Here is an 18,597-nt window from a genome sequence, read left to right as displayed (position 1 = left end):
GAGCATAGCGACTGCATCAGGCCAAACTGGTTGGTTTCGCTTTGCGAAAGTCACCAGTGACCAAATCAGATTGTCAGAGGGATCACACCTTATCAGAGTGCTCGTGTACCTTTCGGAGCGTGAGCGAAGCGCTGGAAGGGCCTGCATATCTTGTGCAGGTACGTTTACCACTATACACGTGTTTACGCAGCCACAAGGCCACACATCGGGCTTAAATGCGTGTGATCAATCTGTTCGGGAGTTATGCCAGGTATGCGGCTTTTTGTTCGTTGTTGTACTGTCGCGGTAAGAACTTGGAACCACCGCAAGCGTGATGATTTGCTCCCTTGTACCACAGATCAATAACACAACAGGTGCGGGCGTAGAACAATGGGAAGTTTAAGTTGTACTTGCTAAAGGGGGGAAACGTAACTAACTCATAAATCATAACTTATTGATTTATCAGGATACTGGAGCGGGCGAAGGGAATCGAACCCTCGTATAGAGCTTGGGAAGCTCTCGTTCTACCATTGAACTACGCCCGCTTTGAAGTGCGTAAGGCATTATAGACCTTACGCACCTTCATACAAGCCTCTTCACAACTAAACGGCGATTAAATAATCACTTAGCACTTCGGTTTGCTGCCGGGCGCAGGCAGATAGCGCTGCGGATCGATGGCCGTCGCCTTATAGCGGATCTGGAAATGCAGCTTCACTGAATCCGTACCGGTGCTGCCCATGGTGGCAATCTTCTGCCCGGCTTTGACGTTCTGCCCGTTGTTGACCAGCATCGTGTCGTTGTGCGCATAGGCCGTGATGTAGTCTTCACCATGTTTAATCATGATCAGGTTACCGTAACCGCGCAGCTGGTTACCGACGTAAACCACCTTCCCGGCGCCGGAGGCATAAACCGGCGTACCGCGCGCAGCGGCGATATCAATACCCTTGTTGCCACCTTCAGAGAGTGAGTAAGGGGCGACCACTTTACCGCTGGCAGGCCAAATCCAGCAGCGCTGTCCAACCGGCGGCCATGACGATTGTGGCACCTGATAGGACGGCGTTACTTTAGCGGTTTTGCCTTTCGAAGAGGATTTTTTGCCCGAGGACGATCCGCCGCTAACCTTCAGCTGCTGCCCTACCTCGATGGTGTAAGGCGGCGAAAGATTATTCAGCCGCGCCAGATCCTTCACGCTGGTTCCCGTTGCGCGCGAAATCCGGTACAGGGTGTCCCCGCGCTTAACGGTGTAGACCGAACCGGAATAGCTTCCCGTATCCGAAGATTTGCTCCCTGAACAGCCCACCAGTAATAGCGTCAGCGTCAGGCAAAAAATGGCGGTAATGGGGTTTCTCGTCAGGCTTCCTGCAAACAAAACAGATCCTCGGTCAGCGTGAATGGCGCACTATGATAACAGCCAAAACGAATAAGGGTCATGCCCTTTTCCGCTCTACGAGCCAAACCGTTCGTATAAGAATGCAGTATAATGCTTCGGCTGATGGTGCTGAACCACTCGGCATTTTGGCACTGGAGCATCAATGAGTATTCAAGAACACGTTATTTTGGTAAACGACCAGGGAATGGTGATTGGCACTCAGGAAAAATATGCCGCGCACACGTTACATACCCCGCTGCATCTGGCGTTCTCTTCCTGGCTTTTTAACGCAAAAGGGGAATGTCTGATCACCCGACGCGCCTTAAGCAAAAAAGCCTGGCCCGGCGTCTGGACCAACTCCGTTTGCGGCCACCCGCAGTCCGGCGAAGAGACAGTCCAGGCGATAATCCGCCGCTGCCGCTTTGAAGTGGGCGCTGAACTGACCGATATCACCGCCGTCGCCCCTGAATTTCGCTATCGGGAAACCGACCCGTCCGGGATCGTGGAAAATGAAATTTGCCCGGTATTCGCCGCCCGCATCACCAATGACGTGACGATAAACGAAGATGAAGTGATGGACTATCAGTGGGTTGAGCTGGAGGCGTTATTCCGCGCGCTGGACGCGACGCCCTGGGCCTTTAGCCCGTGGATGGTCATGGAAGCGACGGCCGCCCGCGAAGAACTTAAAGCCTTCGCGGCGCAATAAAAAAGCCCCTTTCGGGGCTTTTTTTACATCTTAACGTCTTACTTCACCGGGCGCATCGCCGGGAACAGGATCACGTCACGGATGGTGTGGCTGTTGGTGAACAACATAACCATACGGTCGATACCAATGCCCAGACCCGCCGTTGGTGGCAGACCGTGTTCCAGCGCGGTCACGTAGTCTTCGTCGAAGAACATCGCTTCGTCGTCGCCTGCCGCTTTCGCGTCAACCTGGTCCTGGAAGCGCTGAGCCTGGTCTTCCGCATCGTTCAGCTCGCTGAAGCCGTTACCGATTTCACGGCCGCCGATGAAGAATTCGAAGCGGTCAGTGATTTCCGGGTTCTGATCATTACGACGCGCCAGCGGAGAGACTTCCGCCGGGTATTCGGTGATGAAGGTCGGCTGAATCAGGTGCGCTTCGGCCACCTCTTCGAAGATCTCGGTCACGATACGGCCCAGACCCCAGCTCTTCTCAACCTTGATACCGATGCTTTCGGCGATCGCTTTCGCAGAGTCGAAGTTATCCAGATCCGCCATGTTGGTTTCCGGACGGTATTTCTTGATCGCTTCGCGCATGGTCAGTTTTTCGAACGGCTTTCCGAAGTCGAAGACTTCTTCACCGTAAGGGACCTGCGTGGTGCCCAGAATGTCCTGCGCCAGGGTACGGAACAGGGATTCGGTCAGCTCGATCAGATCTTTGTAATCCGCATACGCCATATAGAGTTCCATCATGGTGAACTCTGGGTTATGACGAACGGAGATACCTTCGTTACGGAAGTTACGGTTGATCTCGAACACGCGGTCAAAACCACCAACCACCAGACGCTTCAGGTACAGTTCCGGCGCGATACGCAGGTACATGTCCAGGTCCAGGGCGTTGTGATGGGTGATGAACGGACGCGCAGACGCGCCGCCAGGGATCACCTGCATCATCGGGGTTTCCACTTCCATAAAGTCGCGGTTGACCATGAACTGGCGGATACCGGCCATGATCTGGGAGCGAATTTTAAAGGTCTTGCGGGATTCATCGTTAGAGATGAGATCCAGGTAGCGCTGACGGTAGCGCGCTTCCTGATCCTGCAGGCCGTGGAATTTGTCCGGCAGCGGGCGCAGGGCTTTGGTCAACAGACGCAACTCGGTGCAGTGGATAGAAAGTTCACCGGTCTTGGTTTTGAACAGTTTACCTTTCGCGCCCAGGATATCTCCCAGGTCCCACTTCTTGAACTGCTCGTTGTAGATGCCTTCCGGAAGATCGTCACGGGAAACGTACAGCTGAATGCGGCCGCCAACGTCCTGAAGGGTCACGAAGGAGGCTTTACCCATGATACGACGGGTCATCATGCGGCCTGCAACGGCCACTTCAACGTTCAGCGCTTCCAGCTCTTCGTTCTCTTTCGCGTCGAAGTCAGCGTGCAGTTGGTCTGAGGTGTGGTCACGACGAAAATCGTTCGGGAACGGCACGCCCTGCTCGCGCAGCGCTGCCAGCTTCTCGCGGCGGGTTTTCAGTTCGTTGTTAAGATCGACTACCGCGTCAGCGCCCTGTGCTTGTTGTTCAGACATGTTGGTTCCTCATAACCCTGCTTTCAAACTTGCTTCGATAAATTGGTCCAGGCTGCCGTCCAGCACCGCCTGCGTGTTGCGGGTTTCAACCCCGGTACGCAGGTCTTTGATGCGGGAGTCATCAAGGACATAAGAACGGATCTGGCTGCCCCAGCCGATGTCAGACTTGTTGTCTTCCATCGCCTGTTTCTCAGCATTTTTCTTCTGCATCTCCAGCTCATAAAGCTTCGCTTTCATCTGCTTCATGGCCTGGTCTTTGTTCTTATGCTGGGAACGGTCGTTCTGGCATTGCGTGACCAGCCCGGTTGGAATGTGGGTAATACGCACCGCCGATTCCGTACGGTTAACGTGCTGACCACCCGCGCCGGATGCGCGATAAACGTCGATACGCAGGTCCGCCGGGTTAATTTCGATATCAATATCTTCGTCAACTTCCGGGTAAACGAACGCGGAGCTGAAGGAGGTATGACGGCGGCCGCCGGAGTCGAACGGGCTCTTACGCACCAGGCGGTGAACGCCGGTTTCGGTACGCAGCCAGCCGTAGGCGTAATCGCCAATGATCTTGATGGTGACGGATTTCAGACCCGCTACTTCACCTTCAGACTCTTCGATAATTTCGGTTTTGAAGCCGCGCGCTTCTGCCCAACGCAGGTACATACGCGTCAGCATGCTGGCCCAGTCCTGCGCTTCGGTGCCGCCAGAACCTGCCTGAATATCGAGATAGCAGTCAGCGCTGTCGTATTCGCCGGAGAACATGCGACGGAATTCAAGCTGCGCCAGCTTCTCTTCCAGCACGTCGAGTTCTGCCACGGCTTCGTTAAAGGTTTCTTCGTCGTCAGCTTCGACGGCCAGCTCCAGCAAACCGGAAACATCTTCCAGCCCCTGGGCCATTTGATCCAGCGTATCTACGATAGCTTCGAGAGAGGAACGCTCTTTACCCAGCGCCTGTGCGCGTTCAGGTTCGTTCCAGACGTCCGGCTGTTCCAGCTCGGCGTTTACTTCTTCAAGACGCTCTTTCTTGGCATCGTAGTCAAAGATACCCCCTAAGAACGTCAGAGCGCTCCGTGAGGTCCTGAATACGGTTTTTTACCGGATTAATTTCAAACATGGTCTGTTTTCTTTTATGGACTTGTCAAAATGCGGTGATAAGAGCGGGATTGTACCGAATCCACGCCCTTTTTTATAGAGATTACTGCCGCTAAATTGGCCAGATATTGTCGATGATGATCTGAAGGGTGCGGTTACCGCGAAACTCGTTGATGTCCAGTTTGTACGCCAGCTCGACCTCGCGCACGCCGTTGTCCGGCCAGATGGAGGTATCGACGTTAAAAGCAATGCCGTCCAGAAGCGGTCCACCGCCCACGGGCTCGACCATCACTTTCAGATGACGTTCGCCGACAATGCGCTGCTGCAGCAGGCGGAATCGCCCGTCAAACAGCGGTTCCGGGAACATCTGCCCCCACGGGCCGGCATCGCGCAGCATTTGCGCCACGTCCATCGTCATCTCAAGCGGTGAAAGCTCGCCATCGGACACCACTTCCCCCTGCAGCAGGGCCGGGTCAATCCAGTCGGTGACCAGCTCGCCGAACAGGCGCTGGAACTCGACGAATTTCGCCTCTTCCAGCGACAGGCCAGCCGCCATCGCATGGCCGCCGAACTTGATCATCAGACCCGGGTACAGCGTATCGAGACGCTCCAGAGCATCACGCATGTGCAACCCCTGGATTGAGCGGCCAGAGCCTTTCAGCGTGCCGTCGCCCGCGGGTGCGAAGGCGATCACCGGGCGGTGGAAGCGCTCTTTAATACGTGATGCCAGAATGCCGACCACGCCCTGATGCCACTCGGGATGATACATCGCCAGGCCGCCCGGCAGCGTATCGCCGCTGCGTTCAAGCTTTTCGCACAGGGTCAGCGCTTCGGCCTGCATTCCCTGCTCAATCTCTTTACGAGTCTGGTTCAGGGCGTCCAGCTCGTTGGCCAGCACGCGGGCTTCACCGATGTTGTCGCACAGCAGCAGCGCCACGCCGACGGACATATCGTCCAGTCTTCCGGCCGCGTTCAGGCGCGGCCCGAGCGCAAAGCCAAGGTCGCTTGCCGCCAGCTTGAGCGGGTCGCGGTTGGCAATCTCCAGCAGCGCCTTGATCCCCGGACGGCACTTGCCTGCCCGGATGCGGCTTAGGCCCTGCCAGGTCAGGATACGGTTATTGGTATCGAGCGGGACCACGTCGGCGACTGTACCCAGCGCCACCAGATCGAGATATTCGGCCAGGTTCGGTGCGGCAATACCGCGGGATTCGAACCATCCCTTATCGCGCAGCAGGGTCCGTAACGCCAGCATCAGATAAAACGCCACGCCCACGCCTGCGAGGGATTTCGATGGGAAATCGCAGTCGCGCAGATTGGGGTTAATAATCGCTTCCGCTGCGGGCAGCGTTTCTCCCGGCAGGTGGTGATCGGTAACCAGCACCGGGATCCCTAACGCGTGGGCATGATCGACCCCAGCATGGGAAGAGATCCCGTTATCGACGGTCATGATCATCTGCGCACCGCGGGCATGGGCCTGATCGACCACTTCCGGGCTGAGTCCGTAGCCGTCTTCAAAACGGTTCGGCACCAGATACGTGACGTTATCGCAGCCCAGCGCGCGCAGGCTGAGCACGCTCAGCGCGGTGCTGGTTGCGCCGTCGGCGTCGAAGTCCCCTACCACCACAATCCGCGTTCCTTCACGAAGGGCGTTGTAGAGCATCTCAGTGGCTTTTTCGATACCGCTCAGCTGCTGCCAGGGCAGCATCCCTTTCACGCTGCGTTCAAGATCCTCAGCGCTACGCACGCCGCGAGTGGCGTAGAGGCGCTTAAGCAGCGCCGGGAGATCGTCTGGCAAATCAACCGGTTCAACCACCTCGCGGCGGCGCAATTTTATCGGGGCTTTCACGCGGATTATTTACCACCAAACTGTTTCTGGTGCGCGTCAAGGAACTCTTTCATCTCCTTCGGTCCCTGATAGCCCGGAACGACATAGCCGTTGCTCAGGACAATCGCTGGCGTCCCGCTCACGCCAAACTGCACGCCCAGCGCGTAGTGGTTAGCAATGTCGATATCGCAGGAGGCTGGCTTAACCTCTTTTCCGCTCATCGCATCATCAAAGGCTTTGTTGCGGTCTTTCGCACACCAGATGGCCTTCATGTCCTGCTCTGGCTGGCTCTGCACACCCGCGCGAGGGAAGGCAAGATAGCGCACGGTAATGCCCAGCGCGTTGTAGTCTTTCATCTCTTCATGCAGCTTGTGGCAGTAGCCGCAGGTGATGTCGGTGAAGACGGTAATGACGTGTTTTTCCTGCGCCGCCTTATAGACGATCATCTCTTTTTCGAGCGCGTTCAGGTTTTTCATCAGCAGCTGGTTGGTCACGTTAACCGGCTGCGCGCCGCTCACGTCGTACATTGGCCCCTGAATAATGTGTTTGCCATCTTCGGTGACGTACAGCACGCCGCTGTTGGTCAGTACTGTTTTCATGCCAGCGACCGGCGCAGGCTGAATATCGCTTCCGGTGACGCCGAGCTTAGCCAGCGACTGCTTGATGGCGGCGTCGTCCGCATGGGCGAAACCGGTAAAGGAGGCTGCCAGCAGGGTGAACAGCGCGAAAGTCTTTTTCATATGTGATCCTGTTACAATTCGTCGGCACTCACGCTCGAGGGTGGTGCTGTTGGTGTAGCTGCCGCAGGCGTTCCGTCGCGACATGGGTGTAAATTTGCGTCGTGGAAAGATCGCTGTGTCCCAGCAGCATCTGCACCACGCGTAAATCAGCGCCGTGGTTGAGCAGATGCGTCGCGAAGGCGTGACGCAATACGTGCGGCGAAAGCTTTTCACTGTCGATACCCGCCAGTGTGGCGTAATGCTTGATGCGATGCCAGAACGTTTGTCGCGTCATCTGCTGTGCGCGCTGGCTCGGAAACAGGACATCGATAGACACGCCGTTGAGCAACCACGGACGGCCATGCTCCAGATACGTTTCCAGCCAGTAAACCGCCTCTTCGCCCAGCGGAACCAGCCTTTCCTTATTGCCTTTACCGATGACGCGCACCACGCCCTGACGCAGGCTGATGTCGCTCATCGTCAGGCCAACCAGTTCCGAAACGCGCAGGCCGGTAGCATACAATAGCTCAAGCATGGCTTTATCGCGTAACTCCAGCGGCAGGTCAACTGCCGGTGACTGTAATAATCTCTCAACTTGTGCTTCGCTGAGATCTTTCGGCAGCCGCTGCGGGAGCTTAGGGGATGCCAGCAGCGCGCTGGGATCGTCCTGGCGAATCTTCTCACGGTAGAGATGCTGGAAAAGCCGACGCATGGCGCTGAGCAAACGCGCGGAGCTGGTGGCTTTGTACCCCCCTTCTACACGTTCACCGAGCAGCGCCTGCAGGTCGTCGCTTTGCGCGCTCGCCAGCGAGAGCTGCCGACGGGCCAGCCACTCCACCAGCATGGTAAGATCGCGCCGGTAGGCGCTGAGCGTATTCTCGGCCAGGTTTTTTTCCAGCCACAGCGCGTCGAGAAACTGTTCAACGAGTGCGAGATCCTTTTCCACATCAGCCCCTTTGATTCTGCAGTCAGGCCATTATGCCTGATTGTGACCGGTTTCTGGTACACTACGCGCAAAGTCAACGCAAGAATTGAGATAGTTACGCGATGAATATTGGTCTGTTCTATGGTTCCAGCACCTGCTACACCGAAATGGCGGCAGAGAAAATTCGCGACATCATTGGCCCGGAACTGGTGACGTTGCATAACCTGAAAGATGACGCGGTCGCGCTGATGGAACAGTACGATGTATTGATCCTCGGCATCCCAACCTGGGATTTTGGTGAGATACAGGAAGACTGGGAAGCCATCTGGGATCAACTTGATTCAGTCAATCTCGACGGCAAAATCATTGCCATGTACGGCATGGGAGATCAGCTGGGTTACGGGGAGTGGTTCCTGGACGCGCTTGGCATGCTGCACGACAAACTGGCGCCGAAAGGGGTGTCGTTCATCGGCTACTGGCCAACCGAAGGTTACGAGTTCACCAGTAAAAAGCCGATTATTGCCGACGGCGAGCTGTTTGTTGGACTCGCGCTGGATGAAACCAACCAGTACGATCTCAGCGATGAGCGCCTGCAAACCTGGTGCGAGCAGATTTTGGGCGAAATGGCTGAAAAGTTTAGCTAACGCATATTATCCCTGCGTCGTCTGTTGCAATAGCATCCGGCGCAGGTCTCGCCACTCGGCAGCATCCATACTGTCAGCCGCCAGCCAAAGATGCTGGCAACGCCCGCCGTCCACCTTGCGTAACCGTAACATCATGCCGCAGTTGAGCATCCAGGGCATACCGAGGATATCCCACTCTTTACCCTGCCAGCGCAGGCGGGAATCCATCAGTAATTTGATCTCTCCCTGACGGGCATTAATTCGACGCTGGCTGCGTACGCTGTCAAAAACGACAAACGAGAGTAACAGCAGCCACAGCGGCGTATAGCTTAGCGGCCACGGCATCAGTAACACAAAGGCCGCAACCAGTCCGTGGAGCAATAAAGACATCCACTGCGAGCGCCACGAGACGCGAAGATCAGATTGCCACAGGACCACGTTCCCGATTCCGTGTTTGAATTAATTGCACCATCCGTTGCAACTCGGTATCGGCGGGTTTGCCGTGGTTCATCAGCCAGTTGAATAAATCCGGATCGTCAGACTCAAGCAGGCGAACAAACAGACGCTTATCATCGTCGCTTAAGGTGTCATATTCATATTCGAAGAAAGGCATGATGGAAATATCAAGTTCACGCATTCCGCGACGGCACGCCCAGTGAATACGGGCCTTGTTGTTAATATCCATGTTCAGTTTCCTGCATTACGTTTGGCACAGTCGGTGCCCCGTTCAGTGTTCTTTATTTCTATACGGGGACACCAGCTAGTGTAACGTGTTTTTGACCGTTTCATTACTGGAATATTGCGATCGACGAGCAGGCTTCCAGAATAATCCCTACAAAGGCAGCGGATTACATTATTTTGCGTAGCGTTACGCATAACCGGTTTAGGGCACAAATGGCCTGTTGAAAGCGCTTGCATTGCCTGCAGGCTCTTTTACCATTAGGCATTATCAAAGCGTTAAGCAATTCAGGATATCGTTATGGCATTTACACCATTTTCTCCTCGCCAGCCCGCCGCCTCTGCGCGTCTGCCGCTGACGCTTATTTCTCTTGATGACTGGGCGCTGGCGACGCTCACCGGTGCCGACGCCGAAAAATATCTGCAGGGCCAGGTGACCGCCGACGTCAGTCAGATGACCGAACACCAGCACCTGCTGGCCGCGCATTGCGACCCAAAAGGCAAAATGTGGAGCAACCTGCGTCTGTTCCGGCGTCAGGATGGCTTTGCCTTTATTGAGCGCCGCAGCCTGCAGGAGGCCCAGCTCAAAGAGTTGAAAAAGTACGCGGTCTTTTCCAAAGTCACTATCGCCCCGGACGACGAACATGTCCTGCTGGGTGTGGCCGGCTTCCAGGCACGTGCGGCGCTGAAAAATCTCTTCAGCGAACTGCCGAATGCCGAAAAGCAGCTCGTCAGCGAAGGCGCCACCTCCATCCTGTGGTTTGAACACCCGGCAGAGCGTTTTCTGTTAGTCACGGATGCCGAAACCGCCGAGCGCATCACCGAGGCGCTGCGCGGCGAAGCGCAGCTCAACAACAGTCAGCAGTGGCTGGCGCTGAACATCGAAGCGGGTCTGCCGGTAATTGACGCAGCAAACAGCGCGCAGTTTATTCCTCAGGCAACCAACCTGCAGGCACTGGGCGGCATAAGCTTTAAAAAAGGCTGTTACACCGGCCAGGAGATGGTGGCGCGTGCAAAATTCCGCGGGGCAAACAAACGCGCGCTGTGGACGCTGGCGGGCCATGCCAGCCGTGTACCTGAAGCGGGTGAAGACTTAGAGCTGAAGATGGGTGATAACTGGCGCCGTACCGGCACCGTATTAGCCGCCGTACAGCTGGATGATGGACGTCTTTTGGTTCAAGCCGTCATGAACAACGACATGGAAGCCGACAGCGTGTTCCGCGTGCGTGACGATGCAAATACGCTGAGTATTGAGCCGCTGCCGTATTCTCTGGAAGAGTGATGCTGTATCGCCCGGTGGCGCTGCGCCTACCGGGCCTAGGGTTTTGGTGTCCTCCCTCCCCCTGTGGGAGGGGGCCGGGGTGAGGGCAACCGCCCGCACGGCGTAAAAAACTAGGCCTGCCCTACGTACAAATAGATCGCCAAAAAGTGGCATACGCTGCCGCCCAGCACAAAGCCGTGCCAGATGGCATGGTTGTAAGGAATGCGCTTGCAGACGTAGAAAATCACGCCGAGCGAGTATACCACGCCGCCTAAGGCCAGAAGCGTCACGCCCCCTATCGACAGTTTGACCGCCAGTTGATACACCACAATCAGCGACAGCCAACCCATGGTCAGATAGGTGACCAGCGACAGCACCTTAAAGCGGTGCGCGATGGTCAGCTTAAACAGGATCCCCAACAGTGCCAGGCTCCAGATAACAATCATCAGGCCACGCGACAGCGGCGAGTTGAGCCCCACCAGCAAAAACGGCGTGTAGGTGCCTGCAATAAGAAGATAGATAGCGCAGTGGTCAAATTTCTTGAGCCATATTTTGGCCCGCTGATGCGGGATCGCGTGATACAGCGTCGACGCCAGAAACAGCAGGATCATACTCCCGCCATACAGGCTGTAGCTCGTAATGGCCATCGCGCTGGCATTAGCGTCCACCGCCTGCACCAGCAATAACACTAAACCGACAATCCCAAACACCAGGCCAATGCCGTGGCTGATGCTGTTGGCTACTTCCTCAGCCAGCGAATATCCCTGTGCGATTAATGGTCTACTCACCATACAAAACTCCGGGAAAACAAAAGATGATTATTCATCGCATCACTATGCTAACTGAGAATGATTCCAGTGAACACATGTTAGCTAAAATAAAGTTAAACATAACGTTTCTAAATTACAATCAGACAGTTACACTTTAATTTCAGCGAACGCACGTTTCGATTTTAATTATAAACATTTAAAATCAATCACATAAAACTGGTTCTGCCTGGGGTAGATCTCTGCGATCACGCTTTTCAATTCATCCAGGGTCATGTTCTCCTGTTCAGCATGTTTTTGCGTCAATGTGGCGAACGTAACGGTTGACGTTCCCGTTACTTCGATGGTGCAAAAATAACCATCATCCTCATAACGTCCCACCCGCAGGATATCGCCGGTTTTGAAATGGGATTCACTTTTATCCCGGATAGTGATGGTTTTACGCCCGGCCAGAATGTCGTTCTGAAAGCGCTGAAAAAAAGTGATGTCGTTTGGCTGCATGTTATTATTCCCTGAAGAAAAGTCTGATGAGTGAGTGTAGTCATTGTGAGCATGTTCTCCCATTCCGCCATTGCCAGTCTCAATAACCTGGAGATGATGGTCTACAACTATGTCATAAAAAATCGTGACAAAGTGATGTACATGACCATCCGCGAGCTGGCGGATGCGGCAGACGTCTCAACCACCACTATCCTGCGCTTTTGCCGCAAGCTTAACTGCGAAGGGTATTCTGAATTCCGCGTGCGCTTTAAGCTGTACCTTGAGCAGAACGAGCCCCAGCAGGCGAACTTCGGCGCCAGCGAAATAATCAGCTTTTTTAAAAGCGTGAATAATGAAGAGTTCGACGCGTTATTGGATAAGGCGGTCGATATTATTTTATCTTCCGAGCGAATTATATTTGTCGGTGCCGGGACATCAGGCTCGCTGGCAAAATATGGCGCACGTTTCTTTTCTAATATTGGGAAATTCAGTAACCATATTGATGACCCTTATTTCCCGGTCACGAATGACATGGCAAAAAATGCGCTTGCGATTGTGCTCTCCGTCTCGGGCGAGACCGAGGAGATCCTGCGCTTCGCCAGCCAGTTCAGCCTGCATCACTGTAAGGTGCTCTCCATTACCAGCCACGAGCACTCGCGCCTGGCAAAACTAGCGGACTTTAATCTCTCCTGGCATGTTCCTCAGACGCGAATTGCGGGCGTCTACGATATAACCACGCAAATTCCCGTCATCTATATTCTGGAATCTCTCGGCCGTAAGCTGGCGAAGAAACTTACAGAATAAAACACCCTGTTTTTTTGATGTGACAAATCACATTTACCGTAAATTGTTATATCGTGACATTTAATTTCGCTTTGCTAGACTCGATGCCAATAAGTCATTTATTGAGAATAGCAGCGATGAAAAAATTGACCTTACCAAAAGATTTTTTATGGGGTGGCGCGGTTGCAGCTCATCAGGTTGAAGGCGGCTGGAACAAAGGCGGCAAAGGGCCAAGCATTTGCGACGTATTGACCGGCGGCGCACACGGCGTGCCGCGCGAAATCACGCAGGAGGTGGTGCCGGGTAAATACTACCCAAACCACGAGGCCATCGACTTCCACGGCCACTACAAAGAAGACATCAAGCTATTTGCCGAGATGGGCTTCAAGTGCTTCCGTACCTCTATTGCCTGGACGCGCATCTTCCCGAAAGGTGATGAAACGCAGCCAAACGAAGAGGGGCTGAAGTTTTACGACGACATGTTCGATGAGCTGCTTAAATATAACATCGAACCGGTGATCACCCTCTCCCACTTTGAAATGCCGCTGCATCTGGTGCAGGAATACGGTAGCTGGACCAACCGTAAAGTGGTCGATTTCTTTGTGCGCTTCGCGGAAGTGGTCTTTGAGCGCTACAAAAACAAGGTCAAATACTGGATGACCTTCAATGAAATCAATAACCAGCGTAACTGGCGTGCACCGCTGTTCGGTTACTGCTGTTCGGGCGTGGTCTATACCGAACATGAAAATCCGGAAGAGACCATGTACCAGGTGCTTCACCACCAGTTTGTGGCCAGCGCCCTGGCAGTGAAAGCCGCGCGCCACATCAACCCGGAGATGAAAGTCGGCTGCATGCTGGCGATGGTGGCGCTCTATCCATTCTCCTGCAAACCGGAAGACGTTATGTTCGCTCAGGAATCGATGCGCGAGCGCTACGTCTTTACCGACGTTCAACTGCGTGGCTACTACCCGTCCTACGTGCTGAACGAGTGGGAGCACCGCGGGTTCTCCATCAAAATGGAGGCGGGTGACTCGCAGATCCTGCGTGAAGGCACCTGCGACTACCTGGGCTTCAGCTACTACATGACCAACGCGGTGAAAGCGGAAGGCGGTACCGGCGATGCCATTTCGGGTTTCGAAGGCAGCGTGCCGAACCCGCACGTTAAGGCTTCCGACTGGGGCTGGCAGATTGACCCTGTAGGGTTACGCTATTCCCTGTGCGAACTGTACGAGCGTTACCAGAAACCGCTGTTTATCGTTGAAAACGGGTTCGGCGCCTACGACAAGGTTGAAGAAGACGGCAGCATCAACGATGACTATCGTATCGACTATCTGCGTGCCCACGTGGAAGAGATGATCAAAGCCGTTACCCACGATGGCGTGGATCTGATGGGCTATACGCCATGGGGCTGTATCGACTGCGTGTCGTTCACCACCGGCCAGTACAGCAAACGCTACGGTTTTATCTATGTGAATAAACACGACGACGGTACGGGCGACATGTCGCGTTCACGCAAGAAAAGCTTCGAGTGGTATAAGGGCGTGATTGCCAGCAACGGCGAGAAACTTTAACGCCGGGCGCCGTTACGCTTGTTCCCCTCTCCCCTTGGGGGAGAGGGTTAGGGTGAGGGGTTTACTTCCCACCCGCCAGCTCAATAAAGCTCCCCGTTACGTACGACGCCTTCTCGCTCAGCAGCCAGACAATCGCCTGGGCGACCTCTTCCGGCTGGCCGCCGCGCTGCATCGGCAGCAACGATTTCACGCGATCCACTCGCCCCGGCTCTCCGCCGGAAGCATGGATATCGGTATAGATCAGACCCGGACGGACGCAGTTGACGCGAATGCCCTGCGCCGCTACCTCCAGCGATAAACCCGTTGTCAGCGAATCCACCGCCCCCTTGGACGCGGCATAATCCACATATTCACCCGGCGCGCCCAGACGCGACGCTGCAGAAGAGACATTCACTATCGCCCCACCCTTGCCGCCATGCCTGAAGGACATTCGTTTTACCGCTTCCCGGCAGCAGAGGAAGTAGCCCGTGACGTTGGTCGCCAGGACGCGGTTAATGCGCTCGGCGGAGAGATTTTCGATGGTGGATTGCTCAAACAGAATTCCCGCATTATTGACCAGCGCGGTAAGCGGCTCGCCTTCACGATCGATGCTGTCAAACATCGCCAGCACCTGAGCTTCATCACTGATATCTGCGCGGACGGCAAAGGCTTTACCGCCAGCTTCAACGATCTGGTTTATCACGTCCGTCGCGGCTTTAATGTTGTGATGATAGTTCACCGCCACGGTGTAGCCTTCGCGTGCCAGCTGGAGTGCGGTGGCTTTCCCAATGCCCCGGCTGCCGCCGGTCACAAGTGCAATGCCCATTCTCTTCTCCCAATAAAAAAGCCGGGTGGCGCCTTCGCCTTACCCGGCCTAGATTACTGCACCAGCGCGATTACTGGTATTCGCTCATCGGTACGCAGGAGCAGAACAGGTTACGGTCGCCGTAAACGTCATCGAGACGCTTCACGGTCGGCCAGTATTTGTTCGCCACGCCTGCCGGGAAGACCGCCAGCTCGCGGGAATAACCGTGGTTCCACTCAGCCACCATCTCGTGCTGGGTGTGCGGAGCGTTGACCAGCGGGTTATCTTCCAGCGTCCACTCGCCGTCCTGCACGCGGTCGATCTCCATGCGGATGGCCAGCATCGCGTCGATAAAGCGGTCCAGCTCTGCTTTGCTTTCAGACTCCGTTGGCTCAACCATCAGCGTACCCGCAACCGGGAACGACATGGTTGGCGCGTGGAAGCCGTAGTCGATCAGACGCTTGGCGATATCCAGCTCGCTAATGCCGGTCTGCTCTTTCAGCGGACGAATATCGAGGATGCACTCGTGCGCCACGCGGCCGTCGCGGCCGGTATAGAGCACGGGGAAGGCGGACTTCAGGCGAGTCGCAATATAGTTAGCGTTCAGAATTGCCACCTGGCTCGCCTGCTTCAGCCCTTCCGCGCCCATCATGCGAATGTACATCCAGCTGATTGGCAGGATAGAGGCGCTACCGAACGGTGCCGCAGAAACCGCGCCCTGACGGGTCAGCATGCCTTCAATCTGCACCACGCTGTGGCCCGGCACAAACGGCGCCAGGTGCGCTTTCACGCCGATAGGCCCCATGCCCGGGCCGCCACCGCCGTGCGGGATGCAGAAGGTTTTGTGCAGGTTCAGGTGCGACACGTCCGCGCCGATAAAGCCCGGAGAGGTAATGCCCACCTGAGCGTTCATGTTTGCGCCGTCGAGATAAACCTGACCGCCGAACTGGTGCACCACTTCGCACACTTCACGGATAGTCTCTTCGTACACGCCGTGGGTGGACGGATAGGTCACCATGATGCAGGAGAGCTTGTCGCCCGCCTGCTCGGCTTTCGCGCGCAGGTCGACCAGATCGATGTTGCCGTTCTTATCGCACGCCACCACAACCACTTCCATACCCGCCATCTGGGCAGAGGCCGGGTTGGTACCGTGGGCGGAGCTTGGGATCAGGCAGATATCGCGGTGACCTTCGTTGCGGCTTTCGTGATAGTGACGGATCGCCAGCAGGCCCGCATATTCACCCTGCGCGCCGGAGTTCGGCTGCATGCAGAGCGCGTCATAACCGGTCAGCTTCACCAGCCAGTCGGAAAGCTGGTTGATCATCATATGATAACCTTCCGCCTGCTCCGGCGGGCAGAACGGGTGCAGCTCGGAGAATTCAGGCCAGGTGATCGGGATCATCTCTGCTGCAGCATTTAGCTTCATGGTGCAGGATCCCAGCGGGATCATCGCCTGGTTCAGCGCCAGATCCTTGCGCTCCAGAGAGTGCATGTAACGCATCATCTCGGTTTCGCTGTGGTAGCGATTGAAGACCGGATGCGTCAGGATGGCGTCGTTACGCAGCATGCTGTCCTGAATGGAGCGGCTGTCGAGCGCAACCTCTTTGTCGAGCGCATCAATGTCCAGACCGTGCGCGTCACCCAGCAGCACGCTGAACAGGTTCAGAATATCGTCGCGGGTGGTGCTTTCATCGAGCGTAATGCCGACGGCGTTGTGGATGTCGCTGCGCAGGTTGATCTTTGCCGCGTCCGCGCGGGCCAGCACGGCCGCTTTGTCCGCCACGTCCACGCACAGGGTGTCGAAGTAGTGGGTATGGCGCAGCTTAAGACCTTTTTGCTGCAGGCCGCAGGCCAGGATATCGGCCAGGCGGTGAATGCGGCTGGCAATGCGTTTCAGGCCTGCCGGGCCGTGGAACACGGCGTACAGGCTGGCGATGTTGGCCAGCAGAACCTGCGAGGTACAAATGTTGGAGTTCGCTTTCTCGCGGCGGATATGCTGCTCGCGGGTCTGCATCGCCATGCGCAGCGCGGTATTACCGGCAGCATCTTTGGAGACGCCGATAATACGGCCAGGCATGGAGCGTTTGAATTCATCTTTCGCGCCGAAGAACGCCGCGTGCGGGCCGCCGTAGCCCATCGGTACGCCGAAGCGTTGCGCAGAGCCGAAGACGATATCCGCGCCCTGTTTGCCCGGTGCCGTCAGCAGCACCAGCGCCATAAAATCGGCGGCAACGCTAACAACCACCTTGCGGGATTTCAGCTCGGCGATCAGCGCGCCGTAGTCGTGAACTTCACCGGTGGTGCCCACCTGCTGCAGCAGCACGCCGAAGACATCCTGATGATCCAGCACTTTGTCAGCGTCATCGACGATCACGTCAAAGCCGAAGGTTTCCGCACGGGTACGCACCACGTCCAGCGTCTGAGGATGCACGTCCGCCGCGACGAAGAAGCGGTTGGCATTTTTCAGCTTACTCACTCGCTTAGCCATCGCCATCGCTTCGGCGGCGGCGGTCGCTTCATCCAGCAGAGAAGCGGAGGCGATATCCATGCCGGTCAAGTCCAGCGTCACCTGCTGGAAGTTCAGCAGTGCTTCCAGGCGGCCCTGGGAGACTTCTGGCTGATAGGGGGTGTAAGCGGTGTACCAGCCCGGGTTTTCCAGCATGTTGCGCAGGATCACCGGCGGCAACTGCACGTTGGTATAGCCCATGCCAATGTAAGACTTATAGCGCTTGTTCAGGCCTGCGATGGCCTTCAGCTCCGCCAGCGCGGCGAATTCCGTGGTGGCTTCCCCCACCTGAGGCGGCGTGGCAAGCTGGATGTCTTTTGGCACAATCTGGCCGATCAGTGCGTTTAATGAATCCGCGCCAACTGTCTTCAGCATCTCCTGCTGTTGCTGAGCATCCGGCCCAATGTGACGTTCGATGAAGGCGCCACGGTTTTCAAGCTGGCTTAAAGTCTGTGTCATGAGCGATGGTTCCTGAAACGTGCAGTGAATGTGTTTTCTCCCTCTCCCTGAGGGAGAGGGCTGGGGTGAGGGTGTCGTCTGTTCCCCTCACCCTACCCTCTCCGCAAAGGGGAGAGGGATAATGGCTTACTCGTCTTCTAACAGTGCTTCGTACGCGGTCGCATCCAGCAGCGCGGCAACCTGGGATTCGTCGCTGGCTTTGATCTTGAAGATCCAGCCGCCTGCATAAGGCTCGCTGTTGACCAGTTCCGGCGAATCGCTCAGCGCATCGTTGACGGCGACAATCTCACCGCTTACAGGGGCATAGATGTCAGATGCTGCTTTTACGGACTCTGCTACGGCGCAGTCGTCGCCCGCGCTAACGGTCGTGCCCACGTCAGGCAGGTCAACAAACACCATGTCGCCCAGCAGCTCTTGCGCGTGCTCGGTGATCCCTACGGTGTAAGTGCCGTCCGCCTCTTTGCGCAGCCACTCGTGTTCTTTGCTGTATTTCAGTTCTGCTGGCACATTGCTCATTGAA

Annotated in this window: 18 protein-coding genes and 1 tRNA gene; 5 read left to right on the top strand and 14 right to left on the bottom strand. The window is 55.9% G+C overall.

All coding sequences use genetic code 11. The features are described from left to right. Positions 1-450: 450 nt before the first annotated feature. Both USH94_RS03300 and actS read right to left on the bottom strand, forming a co-directional pair. A tRNA-Gly gene (locus USH94_RS03300) sits at positions 451-524 on the bottom strand. Between the two features lie 80 nt (positions 525-604). After that, positions 605-1,348 carry an amidase activator ActS gene (actS, locus tag USH94_RS03295; protein ID WP_111963198.1) on the bottom strand — a complete coding sequence of 248 codons (744 nt, stop codon included), beginning with the start codon at positions 1,346-1,348 and terminating at the stop codon, positions 605-607. A 163-nt stretch (positions 1,349-1,511) separates the two neighbouring features. On the opposite strand from actS, the gene idi reads away from it, so the two are divergent. Beyond that, positions 1,512-2,054, top strand: coding sequence for an isopentenyl-diphosphate Delta-isomerase (idi, locus tag USH94_RS03290; RefSeq protein ID WP_111963199.1), 543 nt, complete (start codon positions 1,512-1,514; stop codon positions 2,052-2,054). 38 nt (positions 2,055-2,092) lie between these two features. On the opposite strand, the gene lysS is transcribed toward idi, so the two are convergent. From lysS to xerD, 5 genes are all read right to left on the bottom strand, one after another. Then, positions 2,093-3,610 carry a lysine--tRNA ligase gene (gene lysS, locus USH94_RS03285; RefSeq protein ID WP_021242046.1) on the bottom strand — a complete coding sequence of 506 codons (1,518 nt, stop codon included), beginning with the start codon at positions 3,608-3,610 and terminating at the stop codon, positions 2,093-2,095. 9 nt (positions 3,611-3,619) lie between these two features. Beyond that, positions 3,620-4,718 (bottom strand): peptide chain release factor 2 gene (prfB, locus tag USH94_RS03280; RefSeq protein WP_096151315.1). Its coding sequence is split into 2 segments (ribosomal slippage): positions 3,620-4,642 and positions 4,644-4,718, totalling 1,098 coding nucleotides; the frame shifts between segments, so codons are not numbered across the junction. A gap of 90 nt (positions 4,719-4,808) precedes the next feature. After that, entirely contained in the window at positions 4,809-6,542 is a 1,734-nt protein-coding gene (gene recJ, locus USH94_RS03275) for a single-stranded-DNA-specific exonuclease RecJ (protein WP_111963200.1), read from the bottom strand. A gap of 5 nt (positions 6,543-6,547) precedes the next feature. Beyond that, positions 6,548-7,261: a bifunctional protein-disulfide isomerase/oxidoreductase DsbC gene (gene dsbC, locus USH94_RS03270; protein ID WP_111963201.1), complete on the bottom strand. Its 714-nt coding sequence runs from the start codon at positions 7,259-7,261 to the stop codon at positions 6,548-6,550. A gap of 28 nt (positions 7,262-7,289) precedes the next feature. Further along, on the bottom strand, positions 7,290-8,186 hold the full coding sequence (gene xerD, locus USH94_RS03265) for a site-specific tyrosine recombinase XerD (RefSeq protein ID WP_111963202.1): 897 nt from the start codon (positions 8,184-8,186) through the stop codon (positions 7,290-7,292). A 101-nt stretch (positions 8,187-8,287) separates the two neighbouring features. Here xerD and fldB point away from each other — a divergent pair, with 101 nt between their 5' ends. Next, positions 8,288-8,809: a flavodoxin FldB gene (gene fldB / locus USH94_RS03260; protein ID WP_008499710.1), complete on the top strand. Its 522-nt coding sequence runs from the start codon at positions 8,288-8,290 to the stop codon at positions 8,807-8,809. Positions 8,810-8,815: 6 nt separating this feature from the next. Here fldB and USH94_RS03255 read toward each other — a convergent pair whose 3' ends face one another. Both USH94_RS03255 and sdhE read right to left on the bottom strand, forming a co-directional pair. After that, positions 8,816-9,226: a protein YgfX gene (locus USH94_RS03255; RefSeq protein WP_021242050.1), complete on the bottom strand. Its 411-nt coding sequence runs from the start codon at positions 9,224-9,226 to the stop codon at positions 8,816-8,818. Continuing rightward, positions 9,207-9,473 carry an FAD assembly factor SdhE gene (gene sdhE / locus USH94_RS03250; RefSeq protein ID WP_006178375.1) on the bottom strand — a complete coding sequence of 89 codons (267 nt, stop codon included), beginning with the start codon at positions 9,471-9,473 and terminating at the stop codon, positions 9,207-9,209. Before sdhE ends, USH94_RS03255 begins: the two co-directional genes overlap by 20 nt. Before the next feature lie 294 nt (positions 9,474-9,767). Between sdhE and ygfZ the strand changes: the two genes are divergently transcribed. Then, complete coding sequence (gene ygfZ, locus USH94_RS03245; RefSeq protein WP_111963203.1) at positions 9,768-10,748, top strand: tRNA-modifying protein YgfZ; 981 nt, start codon at positions 9,768-9,770, stop codon at positions 10,746-10,748. A gap of 110 nt (positions 10,749-10,858) precedes the next feature. Here the strand turns inward: ygfZ and trhA are convergent, their stop codons facing one another. Both trhA and yqfB read right to left on the bottom strand, forming a co-directional pair. Further along, positions 10,859-11,518, bottom strand: coding sequence for a PAQR family membrane homeostasis protein TrhA (gene trhA, locus USH94_RS03240; RefSeq protein WP_111963204.1), 660 nt, complete (start codon positions 11,516-11,518; stop codon positions 10,859-10,861). A 165-nt stretch (positions 11,519-11,683) separates the two neighbouring features. Next, complete coding sequence (yqfB, locus tag USH94_RS03235) at positions 11,684-11,995, bottom strand: N(4)-acetylcytidine aminohydrolase (protein ID WP_111963205.1); 312 nt, start codon at positions 11,993-11,995, stop codon at positions 11,684-11,686. Positions 11,996-12,046: 51 nt separating this feature from the next. On the opposite strand from yqfB, the gene USH94_RS03230 reads away from it, so the two are divergent. Both USH94_RS03230 and bglA read left to right on the top strand, forming a co-directional pair. Beyond that, on the top strand, positions 12,047-12,778 hold the full coding sequence (locus tag USH94_RS03230) for a MurR/RpiR family transcriptional regulator (RefSeq protein WP_032660101.1): 732 nt from the start codon (positions 12,047-12,049) through the stop codon (positions 12,776-12,778). Positions 12,779-12,894: 116 nt separating this feature from the next. Then, positions 12,895-14,328, top strand: a complete 1,434-nt coding sequence (gene bglA, locus USH94_RS03225) for a 6-phospho-beta-glucosidase BglA (protein WP_111963206.1) — start codon at positions 12,895-12,897, stop codon at positions 14,326-14,328. Between the two features lie 61 nt (positions 14,329-14,389). Here the strand turns inward: bglA and USH94_RS03220 are convergent, their stop codons facing one another. The 3 genes from USH94_RS03220 to gcvH form a co-directional block, all read right to left on the bottom strand. Then, positions 14,390-15,133, bottom strand: coding sequence for an SDR family oxidoreductase (locus USH94_RS03220; protein ID WP_111963207.1), 744 nt, complete (start codon positions 15,131-15,133; stop codon positions 14,390-14,392). 70 nt (positions 15,134-15,203) lie between these two features. Further along, positions 15,204-18,077: an aminomethyl-transferring glycine dehydrogenase gene (gene gcvP, locus USH94_RS03215; protein ID WP_111963208.1), complete on the bottom strand. Its 2,874-nt coding sequence runs from the start codon at positions 18,075-18,077 to the stop codon at positions 15,204-15,206. Between the two features lie 126 nt (positions 18,078-18,203). Beyond that, entirely contained in the window at positions 18,204-18,593 is a 390-nt protein-coding gene (gene gcvH, locus USH94_RS03210) for a glycine cleavage system protein GcvH (RefSeq protein WP_111963209.1), read from the bottom strand. Positions 18,594-18,597 lie beyond the last annotated feature (4 nt).

This window comes from Enterobacter sp. 148H3 (assembly GCF_034107425.1).
Taxonomy (GTDB): domain Bacteria; phylum Pseudomonadota; class Gammaproteobacteria; order Enterobacterales; family Enterobacteriaceae; genus Enterobacter; species Enterobacter vonholyi.
Note: the sequence above shows the minus strand (reverse complement) of the source record. Positions and strands in the feature narration are given on the sequence as shown.

Coding starts and splice junctions, on each gene's coding strand:
- idi (WP_111963199.1), top strand. CDS start 1,512: ATGAGTATTCAAGAACACGTTATTTTGGTAAACGACCAGGGAATGGTG.
- lysS (WP_021242046.1), bottom strand. CDS start 3,610: ATGTCTGAACAACAAGCACAGGGCGCTGACGCGGTAGTCGATCTTAAC.
- dsbC (WP_111963201.1), bottom strand. CDS start 7,261: ATGAAAAAGACTTTCGCGCTGTTCACCCTGCTGGCAGCCTCCTTTACC.
- fldB (WP_008499710.1), top strand. CDS start 8,288: ATGAATATTGGTCTGTTCTATGGTTCCAGCACCTGCTACACCGAAATG.
- sdhE (WP_006178375.1), bottom strand. CDS start 9,473: ATGGATATTAACAACAAGGCCCGTATTCACTGGGCGTGCCGTCGCGGA.
- ygfZ (WP_111963203.1), top strand. CDS start 9,768: ATGGCATTTACACCATTTTCTCCTCGCCAGCCCGCCGCCTCTGCGCGT.
- trhA (WP_111963204.1), bottom strand. CDS start 11,518: ATGGTGAGTAGACCATTAATCGCACAGGGATATTCGCTGGCTGAGGAA.
- yqfB (WP_111963205.1), bottom strand. CDS start 11,995: ATGCAGCCAAACGACATCACTTTTTTTCAGCGCTTTCAGAACGACATT.
- USH94_RS03230 (WP_032660101.1), top strand. CDS start 12,047: ATGTTCTCCCATTCCGCCATTGCCAGTCTCAATAACCTGGAGATGATG.
- bglA (WP_111963206.1), top strand. CDS start 12,895: ATGAAAAAATTGACCTTACCAAAAGATTTTTTATGGGGTGGCGCGGTT.
- USH94_RS03220 (WP_111963207.1), bottom strand. CDS start 15,133: ATGGGCATTGCACTTGTGACCGGCGGCAGCCGGGGCATTGGGAAAGCC.
- gcvP (WP_111963208.1), bottom strand. CDS start 18,077: ATGACACAGACTTTAAGCCAGCTTGAAAACCGTGGCGCCTTCATCGAA.
- gcvH (WP_111963209.1), bottom strand. CDS start 18,593: ATGAGCAATGTGCCAGCAGAACTGAAATACAGCAAAGAACACGAGTGG.